Consider the following 18,147-nt stretch of genomic DNA (forward strand, 5'->3'; position numbering starts at 1 on the left):
CCGTAGGCTTCGGCGGAAAAAAGGGGCCTTCGAACGTGCGTCGAAGGCCCCTTCCGCTTTCAGTCACACCGAGTCAGGCTCAGTGGAAGAACTTGGCCACGCTCAGGCCGGTGCGGTAAACGCCCCAGGCCATCGGCAGGCCCACGGCCAGCCAGCCCAGCACCACCAGCAAAGCCGGCGTGGCTGAGCCACCGCCCGCACCCGCACCCACTTCAGCCGCCGCTGCGCGCTCATGTGCCAGGCGCTTTTCCTCGGCCAGCTCGGACGCGCTCATGAAGTGCCTGGCGGCCACCGGACGGATCATCAGGTTGGCGATCAGGCCGATCACCAGCATGCCCACCAGGATGTACATGGTCTGGTTGTAGACCTGCTCACGCGGAATGCCCAAGCCCAGCTGGTAGTCACGCATGTAGCCCACCACCACCGGGCCGAGCACGCCGGCCGTGGCCCAGGCGGTCAGCAGGCGACCGTGGATGGCGCCCACCATCTGCGTGCCGAACAGGTCAGCCAGGTAAGCCGGCACGGTGGCAAAACCGCCGCCATACATGCTCAGGATGACGCAAGCCGCACCGACGAACAGCAGCTGGTTGCCCGCTGCAGCGCTGGCCGGCATGCTGGCGTACATCACGCCACCCAGCACGAAGAAGATCGCGTAGGTCAGCTTGCGGCCGAGCTTGTCAGACAGGCTGGCCCAGAAGAAACGGCCACCGATGTTGAACAGGCTCAGCAGTGCGGTGAAACCTGCCGCCACACCGGCGATGGCCGTGAGCTGGGTCTTGTCGAGCGCACCGAAACGCGCACCTTCGCCGCTCAGGCCGATCAGGCTGCCGCCGAAGATTTCCTGCAGCATCGGGCTCGCCATGCCGATCACGCCGATGCCGGCGGACACGTTCATGCACAGCACCACCCACACCAGCCAGAACTGCGGAATGCCCCACACCTTGCGCACATGCACATGGCCCTGGGTGATCATGGCGTTGGACGCCTGCACGGCCGGCGGGGTCCAGCCTTCAGGCTTCCAGCCGGTGGCCGGCACGCGGTAGGCCAGCGCGCCACCCATCATGAAGACGAAGTACACCAGCGCCATCACGACGAAGGTGGAGGCCACACCCACATCGGTCGGGGTGGCGAAGTGCTTCATCAGCTCGGCGGCCATCGGCGAGCCGATCATCGCGCCGCCGCCGAAGCCCATGATGGCCATGCCGGTGGCCATGCCCCGCTTGTCCGGGAACCACTTGATCAGCGTGCTGACCGGCGAGATGTAGCCCAGGCCCAGCCCGATGCCACCGATCACGCCAGAGCCCAGCAGCATCATCCAGAACTGATGCTGCGCCACGCCGACCGCCGAGATCAGCATGCCGCCACACCAGCACACCGCGCTGACCACACCGGCCTTGCGCGGGCCGGCACGTTCCAGCCAGCCGCCCCAGATGGCGGCCGAGCTGCCGAGCAGCACGAAGAACAGCGTGTACATCCACTGCAGCGTCGAGATCTTCCAGTCACAGGTGGTGACAAAAAGTTCCTGCAGCAATCCGACTTCCGGGCCGCACTTGATCGACTCCTTGATGCCCAGGGCCTTGGACAGCGGCAGCCAGAACACGGAAAAACCGTAGGCCATGCCGATGCACAGGTGAATCGCCAGCGCAGCCGGTGGCACCAGCCAGCGGTTGAAGCCGGGGGCGGCGATGATGCGCTCCTTCGATAGAAAGCCTGTCTCGGCGGTAGCGCCTGACAGCGCGCCGTTGGCCTGGGCAGTGGACATTCAAACTCCTCAAGATTTGGTATGAAGGCTGGCTTGTGGCCAGCTCGCGCACATACAGTGAGCGGATCGCATGCTCGCTGCAACGCGGGCCCGCCGCAATATGCAAGGCTTTGCAGGTGGCTCTCCACACAACACTGCGCTTTCCCTTGGGGAAAACGACATGAAACGCATCTCCATCAAACCCGTCTGGACGCTGCTCGACACCGACGGCAACGCCCTGCCGCCGCGCCTGCTTGAATTGCTCGTGCAGGTGCAGGCGCACGGCAGCCTGCTGGCGGCCTGCCAGCACCTGGGCCTGTCGTACCGCCATGCCTGGGACCTGGTTCGCCAGGGCGAAGCGCACTTCAACGCGGCCCTGCTGCACATGGCCCGCGGCAAGGGCTCGACGCTGTCGGCGCTGGGCGAAAAACTGGTCTGGGCTGACCACCGCATCAGCGCCCGGCTCAAGCCGGTGCTGGATTCATTGGCGTCAGAGCTGGCCGTCGAGATCCACCGCGCCGTCGTGGGTGAGCCCATCGCGCTGCGCGTGCAGGCGAGCCACGGCTACGCCATCGCCCACCTGCTCGACCAGCTCGTGGCCGGCGGCATGGCGGTGGAGCGCAAGTACGGCAGCAGCATCGAGGCCGTGGCCGCGCTGCGCGACGGGGCCTGCGACGCCGCCGGCCTGCACCTGCCGATCGGCCCGCTGCAGGCCGGCGTGCTGGCGCACTACCAGACCTGGCTGCAAGACCGCGACGTGGTGGTGGTGGACATCGCCACCCGCCGTCAGGGCCTGATGGTGGCACCGGGCAACCCCTGCAAGATTTATGAGCTGCGCGACCTGCTGCGCAGCGATGTGCGCTTCATCAATCGCCAGGCGGGCTCCGGCACGCGCTTCCTGATCGAGCAGCTGCTGCAGGCCCAAGGCCTGGCTCACGACCTGATCCCGGGCTTCGAGCAAGGCGAGTTCACCCACGCCGCCGTGGCTGCCTACGTGGCCAGTGGCATGGCCGACGTGGGCTTCGGCCTGGAAACCCCGGCGCGCCAGTTCAAGCTGGATTTCCTGCCACTGGCCCATGAGCGCTACTTCCTGCTGACCCATGCCGACACACTGGCGCAGGCACCGATGCAGGCGCTGCTCGCGGCCCTGCAGCAGCCCGAGCTGCGCGACGCCATCCATGCCCTGCCCGGCTACCAGACCACAGATGCCGGCCGCGTGACGCCACTGGCGCAGGCCTTCATGACCAGCGCGGAGTGAGCTGATGGACGATATCGACACCGTGGTGATCGGCGCCGGCGTGGTGGGCCTGGCCTGCGCACGCGCACTGGCCCGGGCCGGCCATGACGTGGTCATTCTGGAAGCGGAGAACGCCTTTGGCACCGCCACCAGCGCCCGCAACAGCGAGGTGCTGCATGCCGGCATCTACTACCCCACCGGCTCGCTGCGTGCCCGCCTGTGCGTGCAGGGAAGAAGACAACTGTTGGCCTATGCGCAAAGCCATGGCGTGGCCCACCGCCTGTGCGGCAAGCTGATCGTGGCCACCGATGCACACGATGTGGCGCGGCTCGACCAAGTGCTGGCCCAGGCCTGCGCCAACGGCGTGGATGACCTGACGCTGCTGAGCGGCGCAGAGGCGCGTGCACTCGAGCCCGCGCTGGCCTGCGAAGCGGCGCTGCTGTCACCGTCCACCGGCATCATCGACAGCCACGGCCTGATGCTGGCCTTGCTGGGTGATGCCGAAGACGCCGGCGCGATGCTGGCCGTGCTGTCGCCACTGCAGCGCGCGCGCTGGCACCAGGGCCACTGGGAGCTTGAGGTGGGCAGCGCCACCCCCAGCCGGCTGCGCGCCCGCCAGGTGGTGAATGCCGCCGGCCTGAATGCCTGCACTCTGGCCACACGGTTTGAGGGCTTGGCCAGTTCGTACGTGCCCACGCCGCACTATGCGCAGGGCGCGTACTTCAGCTTGACCGGGCGCGCGCCGTTTTCACGGCTGATCTACCCGGTGCCGGGCGAAAGCAGCCACCTGGGTGTGCACCTGACGCTCGACCTGGGCGGGCAGGCGCGTTTCGGCCCGAGCTTCCGCTGGGTGGATGAGGTGGATTACCGCGTGGACGCGGCCGATGGCGCGGGCTTCGAGACAGAGATTCGCCACTACTGGCCAGGCCTGCCGGCCGATGCGCTGTTGCCCGGTTATGCGGGCGTGCGGCCGAAAATCAGCGGCCCGGGTGAGCCGGCCGCTGATTTCCGCATTGACGGGCCGGCGCTGCATGGCCTGCCCGGGCTGGTCAACCTGTTCGGCATTGAATCGCCGGGGTTGACCGCCAGCCTCGCCATTGCTGACGAGGTGATGCTGGCCTTGTCAGCCGGCTGAAGCGGCCGAAGCTGCGGCCGACGCCGCAGGTGCCACAGGTACAACGACGGCGGCCGAAGCCGGCGCATCCGGCGCGTGCACGGCATCAGCGCCGTGCTTTTCGCCGCCCATGTCCAGGCTGTCGCCGCCCTTGCTGATGACCCACAGCGCCACGCCGGCGAACACCGCAAAACCCAAAGCCAGTTTCCACATGATCAAGATCTCCAGAAGGTAAAGGTATGTCGGTGGCTGTGCCAGGTGCCGGGCATCGGCCCTCTGGCAACAAGCTACCGTCTCACAAAAAGAACAAGGCGACCGAAGCCGCCTTGTCGAACACCCGCCGGGGCAGCATCAGCCGCCCGGGCAGTGGCAGGATCAGTCGCCTGCGTAGATGTCGACGTCCTTGGTTTCCTTGACGAACAGCATGCCGATGACGAAGGTCGCGCCGGCGATGATGATCGGGTACCAGAGGCCGTTGTACATGTTGCCGGTCTGCGCCACGATGGCGAAGGCGGTGGTTGGCAGCAGGCCGCCGAACCAGCCGTTGCCGATGTGGTACGGCAGGCTCATCGAGGTGTAGCGGATGCGGGTCGGGAACATTTCCACCAGCATCGCGGCGATCGGGCCGTAGACCATGGTCACCAGCAGCACCAGGAAGGACAGGATCAGCACGATCTTGACCTTGTCCAGCTTGGCCGGGTCAGCCTTGTCCGGGTAGCCGGCGGCCTTCAGGGCGGCCTTCAGCTTGCCGGTCAGCACGGCGTCCTTGGCGGTCTTCTCGTCGCTCAGGGCCTTCACGCTGGCGGTGGCAGCAGCCACAGCCTTGGCATCCGGCGTCGGAGCGGCGGTCAGGTCAGCCAGCTTCTTCTCGGCAGCGCCCTTGGCGGTCGCGATATCTTCCGGCGTCACGGCCATCGAGATCTCGACCTCACCCACCTTGATGGTGGCCGGCTTGCCGGGCAGATCGACGTTGTCATAGCTCACCGAAGCGGCTGCCAGCTTCTGCTTGGCGATGTCGCACGAGGAGGTGAACTTCTTGGTGCCGGTCGGGTTGAACTGGAACGAGCACTCGGCCGGATCCGCCGTGACCACCACCTTGGCAGAAGCTTGCGCCTTGGCCAGGTCAGGGTTGGCGGCTTCCGTCAGCATCTTGAAGACCGGGAAGTAGGTCAGGCAGGCGATCAGGCAGCCGGCCATGATGATGGGCTTGCGGCCGATCTTGTCCGACAGCGAGCCGAACACGATGAAGAACGGCGTGCCGATCAGCAGCGAGATGGCCACCAGGATGTTGGCGGTGGCACCGTCAACCTTCAGCGCCTGCGTCAGGAAGAACAGGGCGTAGAACTGGCCCGTGTACCAGACGACGGCCTGGCCGGCGGTCAGGCCCACCAGTGCCAGGATGACGATCTTCAGGTTCTTCCACTGGCCGAAGGATTCGGTCAGCGGTGCCTTGGAGGTCTTGCCCTCGGCCTTCATCTTCTTGAAGGCAGGCGATTCGTTCATCGACAGACGGATCCAGACCGAGATGGCCAGCAGCAGGATCGACACGATGAACGGCACACGCCAGCCCCAGGCAGCGAATTCGTCTTCGCCGATCGCGGTGCGGGTGCCCAGGATGACCATCAGCGACAGGAACAGGCCCAGCGTGGCGGTGGTCTGGATCCACGCCGTGTAGGCGCCGCGCTTGCCGTGCGGTGCGTGTTCAGCCACGTAGGTGGCAGCGCCACCGTACTCGCCGCCCAGGGCCAGGCCCTGCAGCAGGCGCAGGCCGATCAGGATGACCGGAGCGGCCACGCCGATCGACGCATAGTTCGGCAGCACACCGACGATGAACGTCGACAGGCCCATGATCAGGATCGTGACCAGGAAGGTGTACTTGCGGCCGATCATGTCGCCGAGGCGACCGAAGACCAGCGCACCGAACGGACGCACGATGAAGCCGGCGGCAAAAGCCAGCAGCGCGAAGATGAACGCCGAGTTCGGGTCCAGGCCTGCGAAGAACTGCTTGGCGATGATGGCCGCCAAGGAACCGTACAGGTAGAAGTCGTACCACTCGAACACCGTGCCCAGCGACGAGGCGAAGATGACCTTCTTTTCCTCTGCCGTCATTGGCGCGGTGGATGCCACTGCAGTTGCCATGATTTGTCTCCGTTGATCTTCGGTGCGCCGCCCCAACGGCTGCGCATGTCGCGACTATCGAAGCGCCCTCTGACCGTCTTCTGACGCGGCGCTGAACGGAAACTGACAAATTCAGGCGCAACCCTGACGATTCATTTCAGGATGTGGGATCAGGACCCTTTGTTCGGGAAATTCCTGACAAGCTTGCTGGGGCACGTTCAGCGATCTTTTCGCAGATGTCCCACTTCGCCCCGTCGTCTAGGCGCGACCAAGCGGCAATCTCGTCGATCGTGCGGTGGCAGCCTTCGCACAGGCCCGTGGCGGCCACCATGCGGCAGATGCCGATGCACGGTGAGGGCACGGCGTTGCCGCCAGGAGCGCTGTTCACGTTGTTGTTGTCGCTCATGCCTGCACCACGTCCACCACCGGCGCGCCTGTCAGCCGCTCCAGGTCTGCCGGGGCCAGGCGAAATACGCCGTGCGGATGGCCCGCTGCGGCCCACACCTCATCGAAGCGGAACAGCTCGCGGTCGATCAGGGTGACGGGGCGCGTCAGGTGGCCGACGGGCGAGACGCCGCCAATCGAAAACCCGGTGCGCGACTTGACGAAGTCGGCATCCGCGCGGCCGATGGGGCCGACCAGCGCCGCCACCTTCCTCTCATCGACCCGCTTGTCGCCCGAGGCGACCACCAGCACGGCCACCTCGTCAGCGCGGCGCCGGAAGATCACGCTCTTGGCGATCTGGCCCGTCTGCAGGCCCAGCGCTTCAGCGGCTTCCTGACAAGTGCGGGCGGGCACCGACAGCCACTGCGGCACATGCGGGTGGTTCAACTCGGCCAGCACCTGGCTGACCTGGACAAAGCCTTCATGCAGGGCGGAATCAGATTCAGAGCTCACGGGCAGGGGCGGCGCGGGGCCGCGTCAACATCAACAGCGCGCATTGTCGCCAATGCCAGGCGGCCGCTCTGCCGCGCAGCGAGGCCGGGGCAGCTGCCAGCAGGGACAATGCAGGCCATGAGCACCCTGCCCGCCTCCTCCCCAGACGCCCGTCCCGACAACGCCACCGTGATCGCAGAGATGCGCGACTGGCTGGAAAAAGCCGTCATCGGCCTGAACCTGTGCCCGTTCGCCAAGGCGGTGTACGTGAAGGAGCAGGTGCGTTACGTGGTGAGCGAGGCCACCACCACTGACGAGCTGCTGGAGCAACTGCGGCAAGAGCTGGAGCATCTGGCCGAGGTGTCGCCGGAGAAGACCGACACCACGCTGCTGATGCATCCGCAGGTGCTGGCCGACTTCCTCGACTTCAATGATTTCCTGGAGCAGGCCGACGCGCTGCTGGAAGCGCTGGAGCTCGACGGCATCCTGCAGATCGCCGAGTTCCACCCGGAGTTCCAGTTCGAAGGCACGCGGCCGGACGACATCAGCAACTTCACCAACCGGGCGCCGTGGCCGACACTGCACCTGCTGCGCGAAGAGAGCATCGACCGTGCGGTGGAGGCCTTCCCGGAGGCCGAGGCGATTTACGAGCGCAACATCGAGACGCTCGACCAGCTGGGCGAATCAGGCTGGCGCGCGCTGTTTGCCGGCGCCGCACGGGTGCCCGGCATCAAGGGCTGAGCCACACCCCGCCGAGTGGGGCTTCAGCCGGCCCGCTTGGCCAGTACCGCCCGCGCCACGCGTGAGCCATTCGGCTGGCCGAGTGCATCACGCACAAAGGCGCCGGCATCAATCAAGGCATCCAGGTTGATGCCGGTGCTGATGCCCAGGCCGTGCAGCAGGTAGACCACGTCTTCGGTCGCCACATTGCCCGTCGCGCCCTTGGCATACGGGCAGCCGCCCAGACCGGACACGCTGGTATCGAAGGTGCTGATGCCCACTTCCAGGCTGGCATACACGTTCGACAGCGCCTGGCCGTAGGTGTCGTGGAAATGCCCGCTCACCTCGTTGATCGGGTAGTGCAGCAGCGCGGCCTCCAGGGCCTTCTGCACACGCCGCGGCGTGCCCACGCCTATGGTGTCGGCCACGCCCACATGGGCCACACCGATCTCCTTCATCAGCCGCGCCACCAGCGCCACGCGCTCAGGCGCAATGTCGCCTTCATACGGGCAGCCCACGGCGCATGAGATGGCCCCGCGCACCTTCACGCCCGCCGCCCGCGCTGCGGCTACCACCGGCGCAAAACGTTCGATCGACTCGGCGATGGAGCAGTTGATGTTGCGCTGGCTGAAGGCCTCGCTGGCGGCGCCGAACACGACGATCTCGTCGGGTTGCGTCAGGGCCGCAGCCTGCCAGCCTTGCATGTTCGGCGTGAGCACCGCATAGCGCACACCCGCCTGGCGCTGCACACCCGCCATCACCTCGGCGTTGTCGGCCATCTGCGGCACCCACTTGGGCGAGACGAAGCTGGTCACCTCGATCTCGCGCAGACCAGCGGCCTGCAGGCGGTGCACCAGCTCGATCTTGACGGCCGCGGGCACGGCCTGCTTTTCGTTCTGCAGGCCGTCACGCGGGCCGACTTCAACCAGGGTGACGTGGGTTGGAAGGGTGTGGCTCATGGGGTCATTCTCCCTGCAGCTGCAGCAGCTCGGCGCCTTCGGCCACCTGGTCGCCCACGGCGTACAGCAGCTCGGCCACCACGCCGTCGCGCGGCGCATTCAGCGTGTGTTCCATCTTCATGGCTTCCATCACCGCCACGGCCTGCCCGGCCTGCACGCTGTCACCAGCCGCCACCAGGAAGGCGATGACCTTGCCGGGCATCGGCGCGGTCAGGCGCCCACCGGCAGCGCCACCCGCCGCGGCCTGCGCCAGCGGGTCGATGTGGGTGAGCGTGAGAGAGCCGGCGTCGCCAAACACGGCGCGGGCCTGGCCGTGGGCATGCACGGTCAGCACATGGCGAACACCGTCCAGTACCAGCTCGTGGCGGTGCTCACCCAAGGCCCGGTGAACCAGGCTCAGGCGCGCATCGCCCAGACCAATTTCAAGTGTTTCTCCGGTGCCGCGTTGCAGCGTCACGGCATGCTGCGCATCGCCCAGCGCCAGGTGCAGGCGGCGGCGCGCGCCACCGTGCATGCGCCAGCCGTCGCGGTGGCTCCAGGGGTCGGTGCCGGCTGCGCTGCGTTCGGTGGCCAGCTCATGCGCCACCACGGCAGCCACCGCCAGCGGCAGCGGCAGGCCGGGCTGGTCGAACAGCACGGCGCGCTCGCGCTCGATCAGCGCGGTGTCAAGATCCGCGGTGGCAAAGGCCTGGCTGCCCACCACGCGGCGCAGGAAGGCCACGTTGGTGTGCAAGCCGACGATGTGGGTGTCGCGCAGCGCGGCGTCCAGGCGAGCCAGCGCCTGTGCACGGTCTTCACCCCACACGATGAGCTTGGCGATCATCGAGTCGTAGAACGGGCTGATGGCATCGCCCTGCACCACGCCGGTGTCCACCCGCACGGCGGCCGGGTTCTGGCGGCCATCGCCTTCCGCATTGCGCGTGAAAGCCACGTGGGCGGGCCACTGCAGCACGTTCAGCTGGCCGGTGGCCGGCAGGAAGCCGCCGTCGGGTTGTTCGGCGCAGATGCGCGCTTCGATGGCATGGCCATGCATGCGCAGATCGGCCTGCGCCACCGGCAGCGGCTGGCCGGCGGCCACACGCAGCTGCCACTCCACCAGGTCGTGGCCGGTGATGGCTTCGGTGACCGGATGCTCCACCTGCAGGCGGGTGTTCATCTCCATGAAGTAGAAGCGCAGGTCGCCGTCGTCGAGCTCTTCGGCGATGAATTCCACCGTGCCGGCACCCACGTAGTTCACCGCCTTGGCCGCGGCCACTGCCGCCGCGCCCATCTCGGCGCGGCGCGCCGCGCTCATGCCCGGGGCCGGCGCCTCTTCCAGCACCTTCTGGTGGCGGCGCTGCACCGAGCAGTCGCGCTCGAACAGGTAGACGCACTGGCCCTGGGTGTCGCCAAACACCTGGATCTCGATGTGCCGGGGACGCGTCACGTAGCGCTCGACCAGCACATGGTCGTTGCCGAAACTGGCCGCCGCTTCACGCTGGCACGAGCGCAGCGCGGCCGCAAAGTCTTCGGCCCGGTCCACCCGCCGCATGCCGCGGCCACCACCACCGGCGCTGGCCTTGATGAGCACCGGATAGCCCATGGCATCGGCTTCGCGCTGCAGCAGTGCGGGGTCGTTGTCGGCGCCGTGGTAACCCGGCACCAGCGGCACGCCGGCTTGCGCCATCAGCGACTTGGCTGCGGCCTTGCTGCCCATGGCCGCAATGGCTTCCGGCGGCGGGCCGATGAACACCAGGCCGGCCGCTGCGCAGGCGCGGGCGAAGTCTTCGTTTTCGCTCAGGAAGCCATAGCCGGGATGCACGGCCTGTGCGCCGGTGGCAATGGCGGCATCGAGGATGCGCTGCCACTGCAGGTAGCTGTCGCGCGCGGCCGAGCCACCGATGTGCACCGCTTCGTCGCAGGCGGCCACATGGCGGGCCTGCGCGTCAGCGTCGGAATACACCGCGACGGTGTTGATGCCCATGCGGCGGGCCGTCTTGGCGACGCGGCAGGCGATCTCGCCCCGGTTCGCGATCAGGATCTTCTTGAACATGTGTCTTGTCTCCATCAGGCCTGGCGCTGAGCCGGGCCAAACCGCGCTTGCAGGCGGCGCAGCAGCCCCCGCACGAACTTGAACAGCAGCAGCGTCAACGCCACCATCAGCGCCAGCACCACCGCCAGCACCACAAAAAAGGCCACCGGGTGCGACCACGACAACCACAGCATGGCGGGCACGCTCACATCACCCAGCAATGACAAGCCGATGTTGGAAAACGGCTCGGGTGATGTGTTGGCCGCCGCCCGGGTGGTGGCCTTGGCCAGGTGCGAGGTGGCCGCCAGCGTGCCACCCAGCAGCGCGGCGATCACCTGCAGCGCCTCGGCATGCTCGCCGCCCACCGAAACACCGCCGCCAAACACGGCAGCAGCCAGCGCCGCACCGGCCGGAATGCGCACCAGCGTGTGCACCGCGTCCCAGGCCGAATCGACCAGCGGGATCTTGTCAGCCAGGAACTCCACCACCAGCATCACGCCGGCGGCGCCCAGCACCCACGGGTGCTGCAGCACGGCCAGGCCCGGCGGCAAAGGCAGCCAGCCCATCGCGCCCACCAGCCCCACCAGAAACACCACGCCGTACAGCCGCAGCCCGCTGGCCCAGCCGAGCGCGGCGGCCAGGGCCACCAGCTGGGTGAAATCAAAGCTGGGCAGCATCGCCATCACAGCCAGCCAGGCGCCCGTTTTTGCAGGAAGGCTGACACACCCTCCTTGCCTTCGGCGCTGCCACGCACATCGGCGATGCGGCGGGCAGTATCGGCGCGCAGATCGGCCGTCACCGGGCGGCTGGCCACGTCCTGCACCAGTTGCTTGCAGGCGCGCACCGCGGCCGGCCCGTTGGCCACCAGCGCCGCCACCATGGCCTGCACGCGCTCGTCCAGCGCTTCGGCAGGGCACACCTCATGGGCCAGGCCGATGCGGTGAGCCTCGGCGGCCGTGAAGCGCTCGGCGGTGACGAAGTAACGCTGCGCCGCGCGCTCGCCCATGGCCTTCACCACATACGGGCCGATGGTGGCTGGCAGCAAGCCCAGTCGCGCTTCGCTCAGGCAGAAGTTGGCGGTGTCGGCGGCCAGCACCACATCGCATACCGCGGCCAGGCCCACGCCACCGGCATAACAGTCGGCATGCACACGGCCGATCACCGGCACCGGGCAGCTGTGGATGGCCCACAGCATGTCAGCCAGGGCCTGGGCATCGGCGCGGTTCTGCTCCCAGGTGTAGTCGGCCATGGCGCGCATCCAGTTCAGGTCAGCGCCGGCACAGAAGGCCTTGCCGTGGCCGCCCAGCACCACCACGCGCACGTCGGGGTCGGCCGCCAGCGCCGTGAAGGCCTGGGTCAGCTCGGCGATCACGCCGTCGTTGAAGGCGTTGCGCAGGTCGGGCCGGTTCAGCCACACCTCGGCCACATGGGGCGAGGGGCGGCGCAGGTCGAGGGTGCTGCTCATGGACGGGGTGGTTTCGGGTTTGAAAAAGGGCGCTCAGGCGGCCAGGTGCAAGCGGGCATTGGCCATGTCGAGCGTGACGCGCCAGCCGCCGAGGGCGGCCATCGGCAAGCGGCCCGCCACGGGGCGGCCCACCTGCGCGGACAGGTCTTGCAGCGTGCGCTCAGGCGTGACGCTGAACCACACCGGCCCGCTGCTCAGCCCGGCCATCTGCACGGCGGGCACCTGGATCCAGGCGCCTTGGGTGTGGCGGTCGGCGGCGTCCAGCCACGGCCAGTCAGGGTGGGCGCTGCGCCAGCGCGCGGCGATTGATTCACTGATCTGCCCGACGCTGACGGGCAAGGCGGCACCGCCCGATCTGGCCGCAGCGGCGCGCTGGGCCGCAGGCGTGGCGAAGGCGGCAGCCGCGGTGTCGAACAACAAGATCAGCGGCTCACCGGCCACCTGCACATCGGTGGTGGCCAGGCCGGATTCGCGGTGCATGGCCAGCGCCCAGGTGGCGGCCTTGCCGGCGGCCGGCGGCGTGCCGAGTGCGAAGGTGCCGTCGCGGGCGTCCAGCGTCCAGCAGCGGCCAGCCAGCCAGGGTGCGCCCAGCACCAGCTCGGCACCGTCGAGCCAGGCTTGCTCAGCGAGGCCCACGGCCATGTAGGTCAGGCTAGGCGGCTGGCTGCCCCCCAGCGGTGCGGGCAGGCCGCTCTGGCCGGCCACCGCGGGCCAGGCACTGCGCGGTGCGGCCATGCGGGCACCGGTGCTGCGCTGCGCGCCAAGCCGGGCGCCCAGGGCTTCAACACCCCACAGGCCGCTGGCCGATGCCACCAGCGCCCGCACGGTGTTGCCGCTGCCGGTCTGGATGTCGAGCATGGGCCGGCCGCCCTGCCAGCGGGCACGCCAGCCGGCCGCCGGCAGCGCCAGCAAATCAGCGGGCGTGGCAAGGCCAGCCACAACGGCGGGCAGGCAACTCAGGGCAGTTCGTCGCAGCACCATGGCAGCCTCGATGTCTTACATGCGGAAGACGCCGAACTTCGCGTCGGGGATGGGCGCGTTGAGGCTGGCACTCAGGCCCAGCGCCAGCACGCGGCGGGTATCGACCGGGTCGATCACACCATCGTCCCACAGGCGGGCGCTGGCAAAGTAGGGGTGGCCCTGGGCTTCGTACTGGTCGCGGATCGGCGCCTTGAAGGCCGCTTCTTCCTCCGCACTCCACTGCCCGCCCTTGCCTTCAATGCCGTCACGCTTGACGGTGGCCAGCACGCTGGCCGCCTGCTCGCCACCCATCACCGAGATGCGCGCATTCGGCCACATCCACAGGAAGCGCGGGCTGAAGGCGCGACCGCACATGCCGTAGTTGCCGGCGCCGAAGCTGCCACCAATGATCACGGTGAACTTGGGCACGTTGGCGCAGGCCACGGCCGTCACCATCTTGGCGCCGGCGCGGGCAATGCCTTCGTTCTCGACCTTGCGGCCCACCATGAAGCCGGTGATGTTCTGCAGGAACACCAGCGGGATCTTGCGCTGGCAGCACAGCTCGATGAAGTGCGCGCCCTTGTTGGCGCTTTCGGTGAACAGGATGCCGTTGTTGGCGACGATGCCCACCGGCATGCCTTCGATGTGGGCGAAGCCGCACACCAGCGTGCTGCCGTAGCGCGCCTTGAATTCGTCGAACTCGGAGCCGTCGACCACGCGGGCGATGATCTCGCGCACATCAAACGGCTTGCGGGTGTCGGTGGGAATCACGCTCAGCAGGTCAGCCGGCTCATGCAGCGGCGGGCGTGGCTCGGTCAGGCGCAGCGGCATGTCCTTGCGCCAGTTCAGGTTCGACACGATCTGGCGGGCCAGCGCCAGCGCATGCAGGTCGTTGTCGGCCAGGTGGTCGGCCACGCCCGACAGGCGGGTGTGCACATCGCCACCGCCCAGGTCTTCGGCGCTCACCACCTCGCCGGTGGCGGCCTTCACCAGCGGCGGGCCGCCCAGGAAGATCGTGCCCTGCTGCTTGACGATGATGGTCTCGTCGCTCATGGCCGGCACATACGCACCGCCGGCCGTGCACGAGCCCATCACCACCGCAATTTGCGGCACGCCCTGGGCCGACAGGTTGGCCTGGTTGTAGAAGATGCGGCCGAAGTGGTCGCGGTCCGGAAAGACGTCGTCCTGGTTGGGCAGGTTGGCGCCGCCCGAATCCACCAGGTAGATGCACGGCAGACGGTTCTGCGCAGCAACCTCCTGGGCGCGCAGGTGCTTCTTCACCGTCAGCGGGTAGTAGGTGCCACCCTTCACCGTGGCGTCGTTGCAGACGATCACGCATTCCACACCGGCGATGCGGCCGATGCCGGCGATCATGCCGGCGCTGGGCGCGGCGTCACGCGTGCCGCCCTGCCCGTCTTTCTCGGCGTACATGCCGAGCGCGGCCAGCGGGGCGATCTCAAGGAACGGCGTGTCGGGGTCGAGCAGCAGTTCGACGCGGTCACGCGGCAGCAGCTTGCCGCGGCTCAGGTGCTTGGCCCGCGCGGCTTCACCGCCGCCCTGGGCGATGGCCGTCAGCTTGGCTCGGAGGTCGTCGACCAGCGCACGCATGGCGGCCGCATTGGCCTGCGATTCAGCCGATCGCGGATTGATGTGGGACGCAAGGACAGCCATGCGGGGCTCCGTTTCAGCAGGGGTGCAAGGGACACAGCAGTGATGTGGGCGGCGCACCGCCCACATCAGGCGCTCACAGCGTTTCGGCGAACAGCTCGCGGCCGATCAGCATGCGGCGGATCTCGCTGGTGCCTGCACCGATTTCATACAGCTTCGCGTCGCGCCACAGGCGGCCCGTGGGGTACTCGTTGGTGTAGCCCACGCCACCCAGCGCCTGGATGGCTTCACCCGCCATCCAGGTGGCCTTCTCGGCGGTGTAGAGGATGACGCCGGCAGCGTCCTTGCGCAGCGTGCGGGCATGGTCGCCGCGGTCGCAGGCCTGGGCCACGGCATAGGCGTAGGCGCGGCAAGCCTGGAAGGTGGAATACATGTCGGCCAGCTTGCCCTGCATCAGCTGGAATTCGCCGATGGCCTGGCCAAACTGCTTGCGCTCATGCACGAAGGGCACGACCACGTCCATGCAGGCGGCCATGATGCCCAGCGGGCCACCGGAGAGCACCACGCGCTCGTAATCGAGGCCGCTCATCAGCACCTTGGCGCCGTTGCCCTCACCGCCCAGCACGTTCTCGGCCGGCACTTCGCAGTTGTCGAAGAACAGCGGGAAGGTGTTGGAGCCGCGCATGCCGAGCTTGTCCAGGTGCTCACCCTTGGTGAAGCCCTTGAAGCCCTTTTCGATGATGAAGGCGGTCATGCCGCGGGCGCCCATCTGCGGCTCGGTCTTGGCATAGACCACCAGGGTGTCGGCATCGCCGCCGTTGGTGATCCACATCTTGCTGCCGTTCAGCACATACACGTCGCCGCGGCGTTCGGCGCGCAGCGTCATGCTGATCACGTCGGAGCCGGCACCCGGCTCGCTCATCGCCAGTGCGCCCACCTGCGTGCCGGCGATCAGGCCCGGCAGGTACTTGCGCTTCTGCGCTTCGGTGCCATTGCGGTGGATCTGGTTCACGCACAGGTTGCTGTGGGCGCCGTAGCTCAGGCCCACCGACGCACTGGCGCGGCTGATTTCTTCCATCGCCACCATGTGGGCCACGTAGCCCATGCCGGTCCCGCCGTAGGCCTCATCAACCGTCAGACCATGCACGCCCAACTCACCCAGCTTCTGCCACATGTCGGCCGGGAACAGGTTGTCGCGGTCGATCTGCGCGGCGCGCGGCGCGATCTCGTTCTGCGCGAAGTCGCGCACCGCGTCGCGCAGGGCGGCGATGTCGTCACCGAGCGGGAAGGTGAAAGTGGATTCGAACATGCGGTCTCCTTGTAGGTGCCCCGCAGCCCGCGGGGTTGAGTCATCCTCAATACAAACCCGTAGGCCACGCGCGGAGCGCAAGCCTCAGGCTGCATGGGCGCCAATCTAGCAGCCGCCAGCTTGCTGCACAAGCTATTTTTGAGTAATACTCAACTTATGCCCGAAGCCACCCAAACCCCGAGCACCACGCCGCCTGCGGCCCGCCGCGGCGCCGCCAGCGCCAAGAGCGAGCAGCGCATCCGCGACATCCTGCGCGTGGGCCGCGAGGTCTTCGCCGAAAAGGGGTATGAGCACGCCACGACGATCGAGATCGCCCAGCGCCTGGGCATCTCCGAGGCCACGGTGTTCACCTATTTCCGTGGCAAGCGCGAGCTGTGCGTGCGGGTGATCGGCGACTGGTACGACGAGATCATCGGCGCCATGGCCGCCGCCCTGCCGGCCGACGGCACGGCCCGGGCGCAGCTGGCCGTGTTCATGCACACCCACCTGCGACTGTTCCTGATCCAGGGCACTGGCCTGTGCGCGCTGGTGCTGTCAGAAGGCCGCAGCAAGGGCCCGGGGCTAGGGGACGCCATCAAGCCGCTGCAGCGGCGCTACACGGTGGCGCTGATGGACCTGCTGGCGCGTGGCCAGCAGGCGGGCGAGATCCGTACCGACATGCCCTTGCGGCTGATGCGCACCATGGTGCTGGGCCCGATGGAGCATGTGCTGTGGGAAGCCGTGGCGCAGGACAAGCCGATCGACAGCGAGCGCACCGCCGAAGCGCTGGTGCAGATGGTGTGGGCGGCGATCAGCGCCGGCGACACCGAGGTGCAGCAGCTGCGGCAGCTGCGCACCGACCTGCAGGGCGCACTGACCCGGGCGGGCTGAAGCCAGCTCCGCCGGTAGCAGCGCTCAGGCGCTGGCCGCAGCCGGCACCACGCGCGGCGTGGCCGGTCGGCTGAACAGCTTGTTCAGGCCCACACCCGCCATCAGGCTCAAGCCCCAGGCGGCCATCAGGCCCATGAAGTTGATGGGCAGCGAATCAGGCCACCAGTTGTGCACCACGGCGCCCACCAGCAGGCTGACCGGGTAGTGCATCAGGAACACCTCGTACGAGATGCCCGAGAGCCAGCGCGCCAGCGGCATCAGGGCCGACGCCGCCAGCGTGCGGCCACCCAGGCCGCTGCCCAGCCACACGGCCATGGCACCGGCCAGCGCGATGCGGCTGCGCCAGTCCACCCACAGCGCCACGCCCACCACGGCCGCCAGCGCCAGCAGCCAGCCCGCCCGGTAGCGGCGCTGCCGCACCCAGTGGGCCAGCACGCCGAGGCCATAGCTGCCGAAGAAGTAGATCGCCCACATGTCGAGATCGGCATGGCGGTTGAAATCGCACAGCGACGCCACCACCAGCCCGCCAACCAGAGTCACGGCCACCGCGGCCAGGGCCCGGTCGCGCAGGCGCGTCAGCCGCAGCCCGGCACTGAGCACGGCCAGGCCGACGAACAGCTGCAGGTCGATCGCGACATACCAGAGGCCGACCGTCAGGGCGTCTTCGCCGACGATGTCCTGCAGGAACAGCGCATTGGCGAGGGCCTGTCGCCAGGTGGGCGCCGGCGGGGTGCTCGGGTCGTCCATCAGCCAGCGCGCCACCAGCGCGGCCAGCAGCGCTGCAGCCAATGCCACCAGGGCCGGCTTGGCCAGGCGCCAGTAGCGGGTCACGGCCAGTTCGGGCAAGGCCTGCCAGCGGGCCTGGGCCGCACGGGCGGGCTCAGGCATCAGGGAACGCGCAGCCAGGTAGCCACCGATCACCAGGAACAACTGCACCACGAGACGGGCCGGATCAGCCAGCCAGGCGAACACGTCAGGGGCCAGCGGGTCTGCCTCGCGGGCCATCGGGCCGTAGATCACCAGGTGGTGCAGGACGATCAACTGCGAAGCGACGGCCTTGCCCCAGTCCACCAGGGGCACGGAAGAAACACGGGAACGCGAAGACATCAGCGAAATCGACCATGCCGCCGCCCTTCCGGCTTGTGGCCAGCAGGCAGCA

Annotated in this window: 17 protein-coding genes; 4 read left to right on the plus strand and 13 right to left on the minus strand. The window is 68.0% G+C overall.

All coding sequences use genetic code 11. The features are described 5' to 3' along the window. Positions 1-79 precede the first annotated feature (79 nt). Complete coding sequence (locus AACH00_RS04085; RefSeq protein ID WP_341397727.1) at positions 80-1,762, minus strand: OFA family MFS transporter; 1,683 nt, start codon at positions 1,760-1,762, stop codon at positions 80-82. 160 nt (positions 1,763-1,922) lie between these two features. Between AACH00_RS04085 and AACH00_RS04090 the strand changes: the two genes are divergently transcribed. Together AACH00_RS04090 and AACH00_RS04095 are read left to right on the plus strand one after the other, a co-directional pair. Then, positions 1,923-2,999, plus strand: a complete 1,077-nt coding sequence (locus tag AACH00_RS04090) for a substrate-binding domain-containing protein (protein ID WP_341397729.1) — start codon at positions 1,923-1,925, stop codon at positions 2,997-2,999. Between the two features lie 4 nt (positions 3,000-3,003). Further along, positions 3,004-4,113 carry an NAD(P)/FAD-dependent oxidoreductase gene (locus AACH00_RS04095; protein WP_341397730.1) on the plus strand — a complete coding sequence of 370 codons (1,110 nt, stop codon included), beginning with the start codon at positions 3,004-3,006 and terminating at the stop codon, positions 4,111-4,113. On the opposite strand, the gene AACH00_RS04100 is transcribed toward AACH00_RS04095, so the two are convergent. The 4 genes from AACH00_RS04100 to AACH00_RS04115 form a co-directional block, all read right to left on the minus strand. Beyond that, entirely contained in the window at positions 4,102-4,305 is a 204-nt protein-coding gene (locus AACH00_RS04100) for a hypothetical protein (protein ID WP_341397731.1), read from the minus strand. The two genes, AACH00_RS04095 and AACH00_RS04100, sit on opposite strands and share 12 nt — an antisense overlap. 162 nt (positions 4,306-4,467) lie before the next feature. Continuing rightward, entirely contained in the window at positions 4,468-6,231 is a 1,764-nt protein-coding gene (locus AACH00_RS04105; RefSeq protein ID WP_341397732.1) for an MFS transporter, read from the minus strand. A gap of 136 nt (positions 6,232-6,367) precedes the next feature. Beyond that, on the minus strand, positions 6,368-6,616 hold the full coding sequence (locus tag AACH00_RS04110; protein ID WP_341397734.1) for a DUF1289 domain-containing protein: 249 nt from the start codon (positions 6,614-6,616) through the stop codon (positions 6,368-6,370). After that, positions 6,613-7,053 carry a YbaK/EbsC family protein gene (locus tag AACH00_RS04115; protein ID WP_423221894.1) on the minus strand — a complete coding sequence of 147 codons (441 nt, stop codon included), beginning with the start codon at positions 7,051-7,053 and terminating at the stop codon, positions 6,613-6,615. Before AACH00_RS04115 ends, AACH00_RS04110 begins: the two co-directional genes overlap by 4 nt. Before the next feature lie 171 nt (positions 7,054-7,224). Here AACH00_RS04115 and AACH00_RS04120 point away from each other — a divergent pair, with 171 nt between their 5' ends. After that, positions 7,225-7,827, plus strand: coding sequence for a DUF1415 domain-containing protein (locus AACH00_RS04120; RefSeq protein WP_341397738.1), 603 nt, complete (start codon positions 7,225-7,227; stop codon positions 7,825-7,827). A gap of 23 nt (positions 7,828-7,850) precedes the next feature. Here AACH00_RS04120 and AACH00_RS04125 read toward each other — a convergent pair whose 3' ends face one another. The 7 genes from AACH00_RS04125 to AACH00_RS04155 all read right to left on the minus strand — a co-directional run bounded on the left by AACH00_RS04125 (position 7,851) and on the right by AACH00_RS04155 (position 16,118). Further along, entirely contained in the window at positions 7,851-8,765 is a 915-nt protein-coding gene (locus AACH00_RS04125; protein WP_341397740.1) for a hydroxymethylglutaryl-CoA lyase, read from the minus strand. A gap of 4 nt (positions 8,766-8,769) precedes the next feature. Further along, complete coding sequence (locus tag AACH00_RS04130; protein WP_341397741.1) at positions 8,770-10,797, minus strand: acetyl/propionyl/methylcrotonyl-CoA carboxylase subunit alpha; 2,028 nt, start codon at positions 10,795-10,797, stop codon at positions 8,770-8,772. Between the two features lie 14 nt (positions 10,798-10,811). Next, positions 10,812-11,459 (minus strand): DUF4126 domain-containing protein, encoded by a 648-nt coding sequence (locus AACH00_RS04135; protein WP_341397743.1) that lies wholly within the window; start codon positions 11,457-11,459, stop codon positions 10,812-10,814. Next, positions 11,459-12,241, minus strand: a complete 783-nt coding sequence (locus tag AACH00_RS04140; RefSeq protein WP_341397745.1) for an enoyl-CoA hydratase/isomerase family protein — start codon at positions 12,239-12,241, stop codon at positions 11,459-11,461. The genes AACH00_RS04135 and AACH00_RS04140 overlap by 1 nt, the downstream gene beginning before the upstream one ends. A 33-nt stretch (positions 12,242-12,274) precedes the next feature. After that, positions 12,275-13,222 (minus strand): hypothetical protein, encoded by a 948-nt coding sequence (locus AACH00_RS04145; protein ID WP_341397747.1) that lies wholly within the window; start codon positions 13,220-13,222, stop codon positions 12,275-12,277. Between the two features lie 15 nt (positions 13,223-13,237). Then, on the minus strand, positions 13,238-14,872 hold the full coding sequence (locus tag AACH00_RS04150) for a carboxyl transferase domain-containing protein (protein ID WP_341397749.1): 1,635 nt from the start codon (positions 14,870-14,872) through the stop codon (positions 13,238-13,240). A gap of 73 nt (positions 14,873-14,945) precedes the next feature. Further along, the gene (locus AACH00_RS04155; RefSeq protein WP_341397750.1) at positions 14,946-16,118 is read right to left on the minus strand and encodes an isovaleryl-CoA dehydrogenase; all 1,173 of its coding nucleotides are present in this window, start codon (positions 16,116-16,118) and stop codon (positions 14,946-14,948) included. 156 nt (positions 16,119-16,274) lie between these two features. On the opposite strand from AACH00_RS04155, the gene AACH00_RS04160 reads away from it, so the two are divergent. Beyond that, the gene (locus tag AACH00_RS04160) at positions 16,275-16,988 is read left to right on the plus strand and encodes a TetR/AcrR family transcriptional regulator (RefSeq protein ID WP_341397751.1); all 714 of its coding nucleotides are present in this window, start codon (positions 16,275-16,277) and stop codon (positions 16,986-16,988) included. 24 nt (positions 16,989-17,012) lie between these two features. Here the strand turns inward: AACH00_RS04160 and AACH00_RS04165 are convergent, their stop codons facing one another. Next, positions 17,013-18,095, minus strand: a complete 1,083-nt coding sequence (locus AACH00_RS04165) for an acyltransferase family protein (RefSeq protein ID WP_341397753.1) — start codon at positions 18,093-18,095, stop codon at positions 17,013-17,015. Positions 18,096-18,147: the final 52 nt, after the last annotated feature.

This window comes from Ideonella margarita (genome assembly GCF_038066635.1).
Classification (GTDB): Bacteria; Pseudomonadota; Gammaproteobacteria; order Burkholderiales; family Burkholderiaceae_C; genus Ideonella; species Ideonella margarita.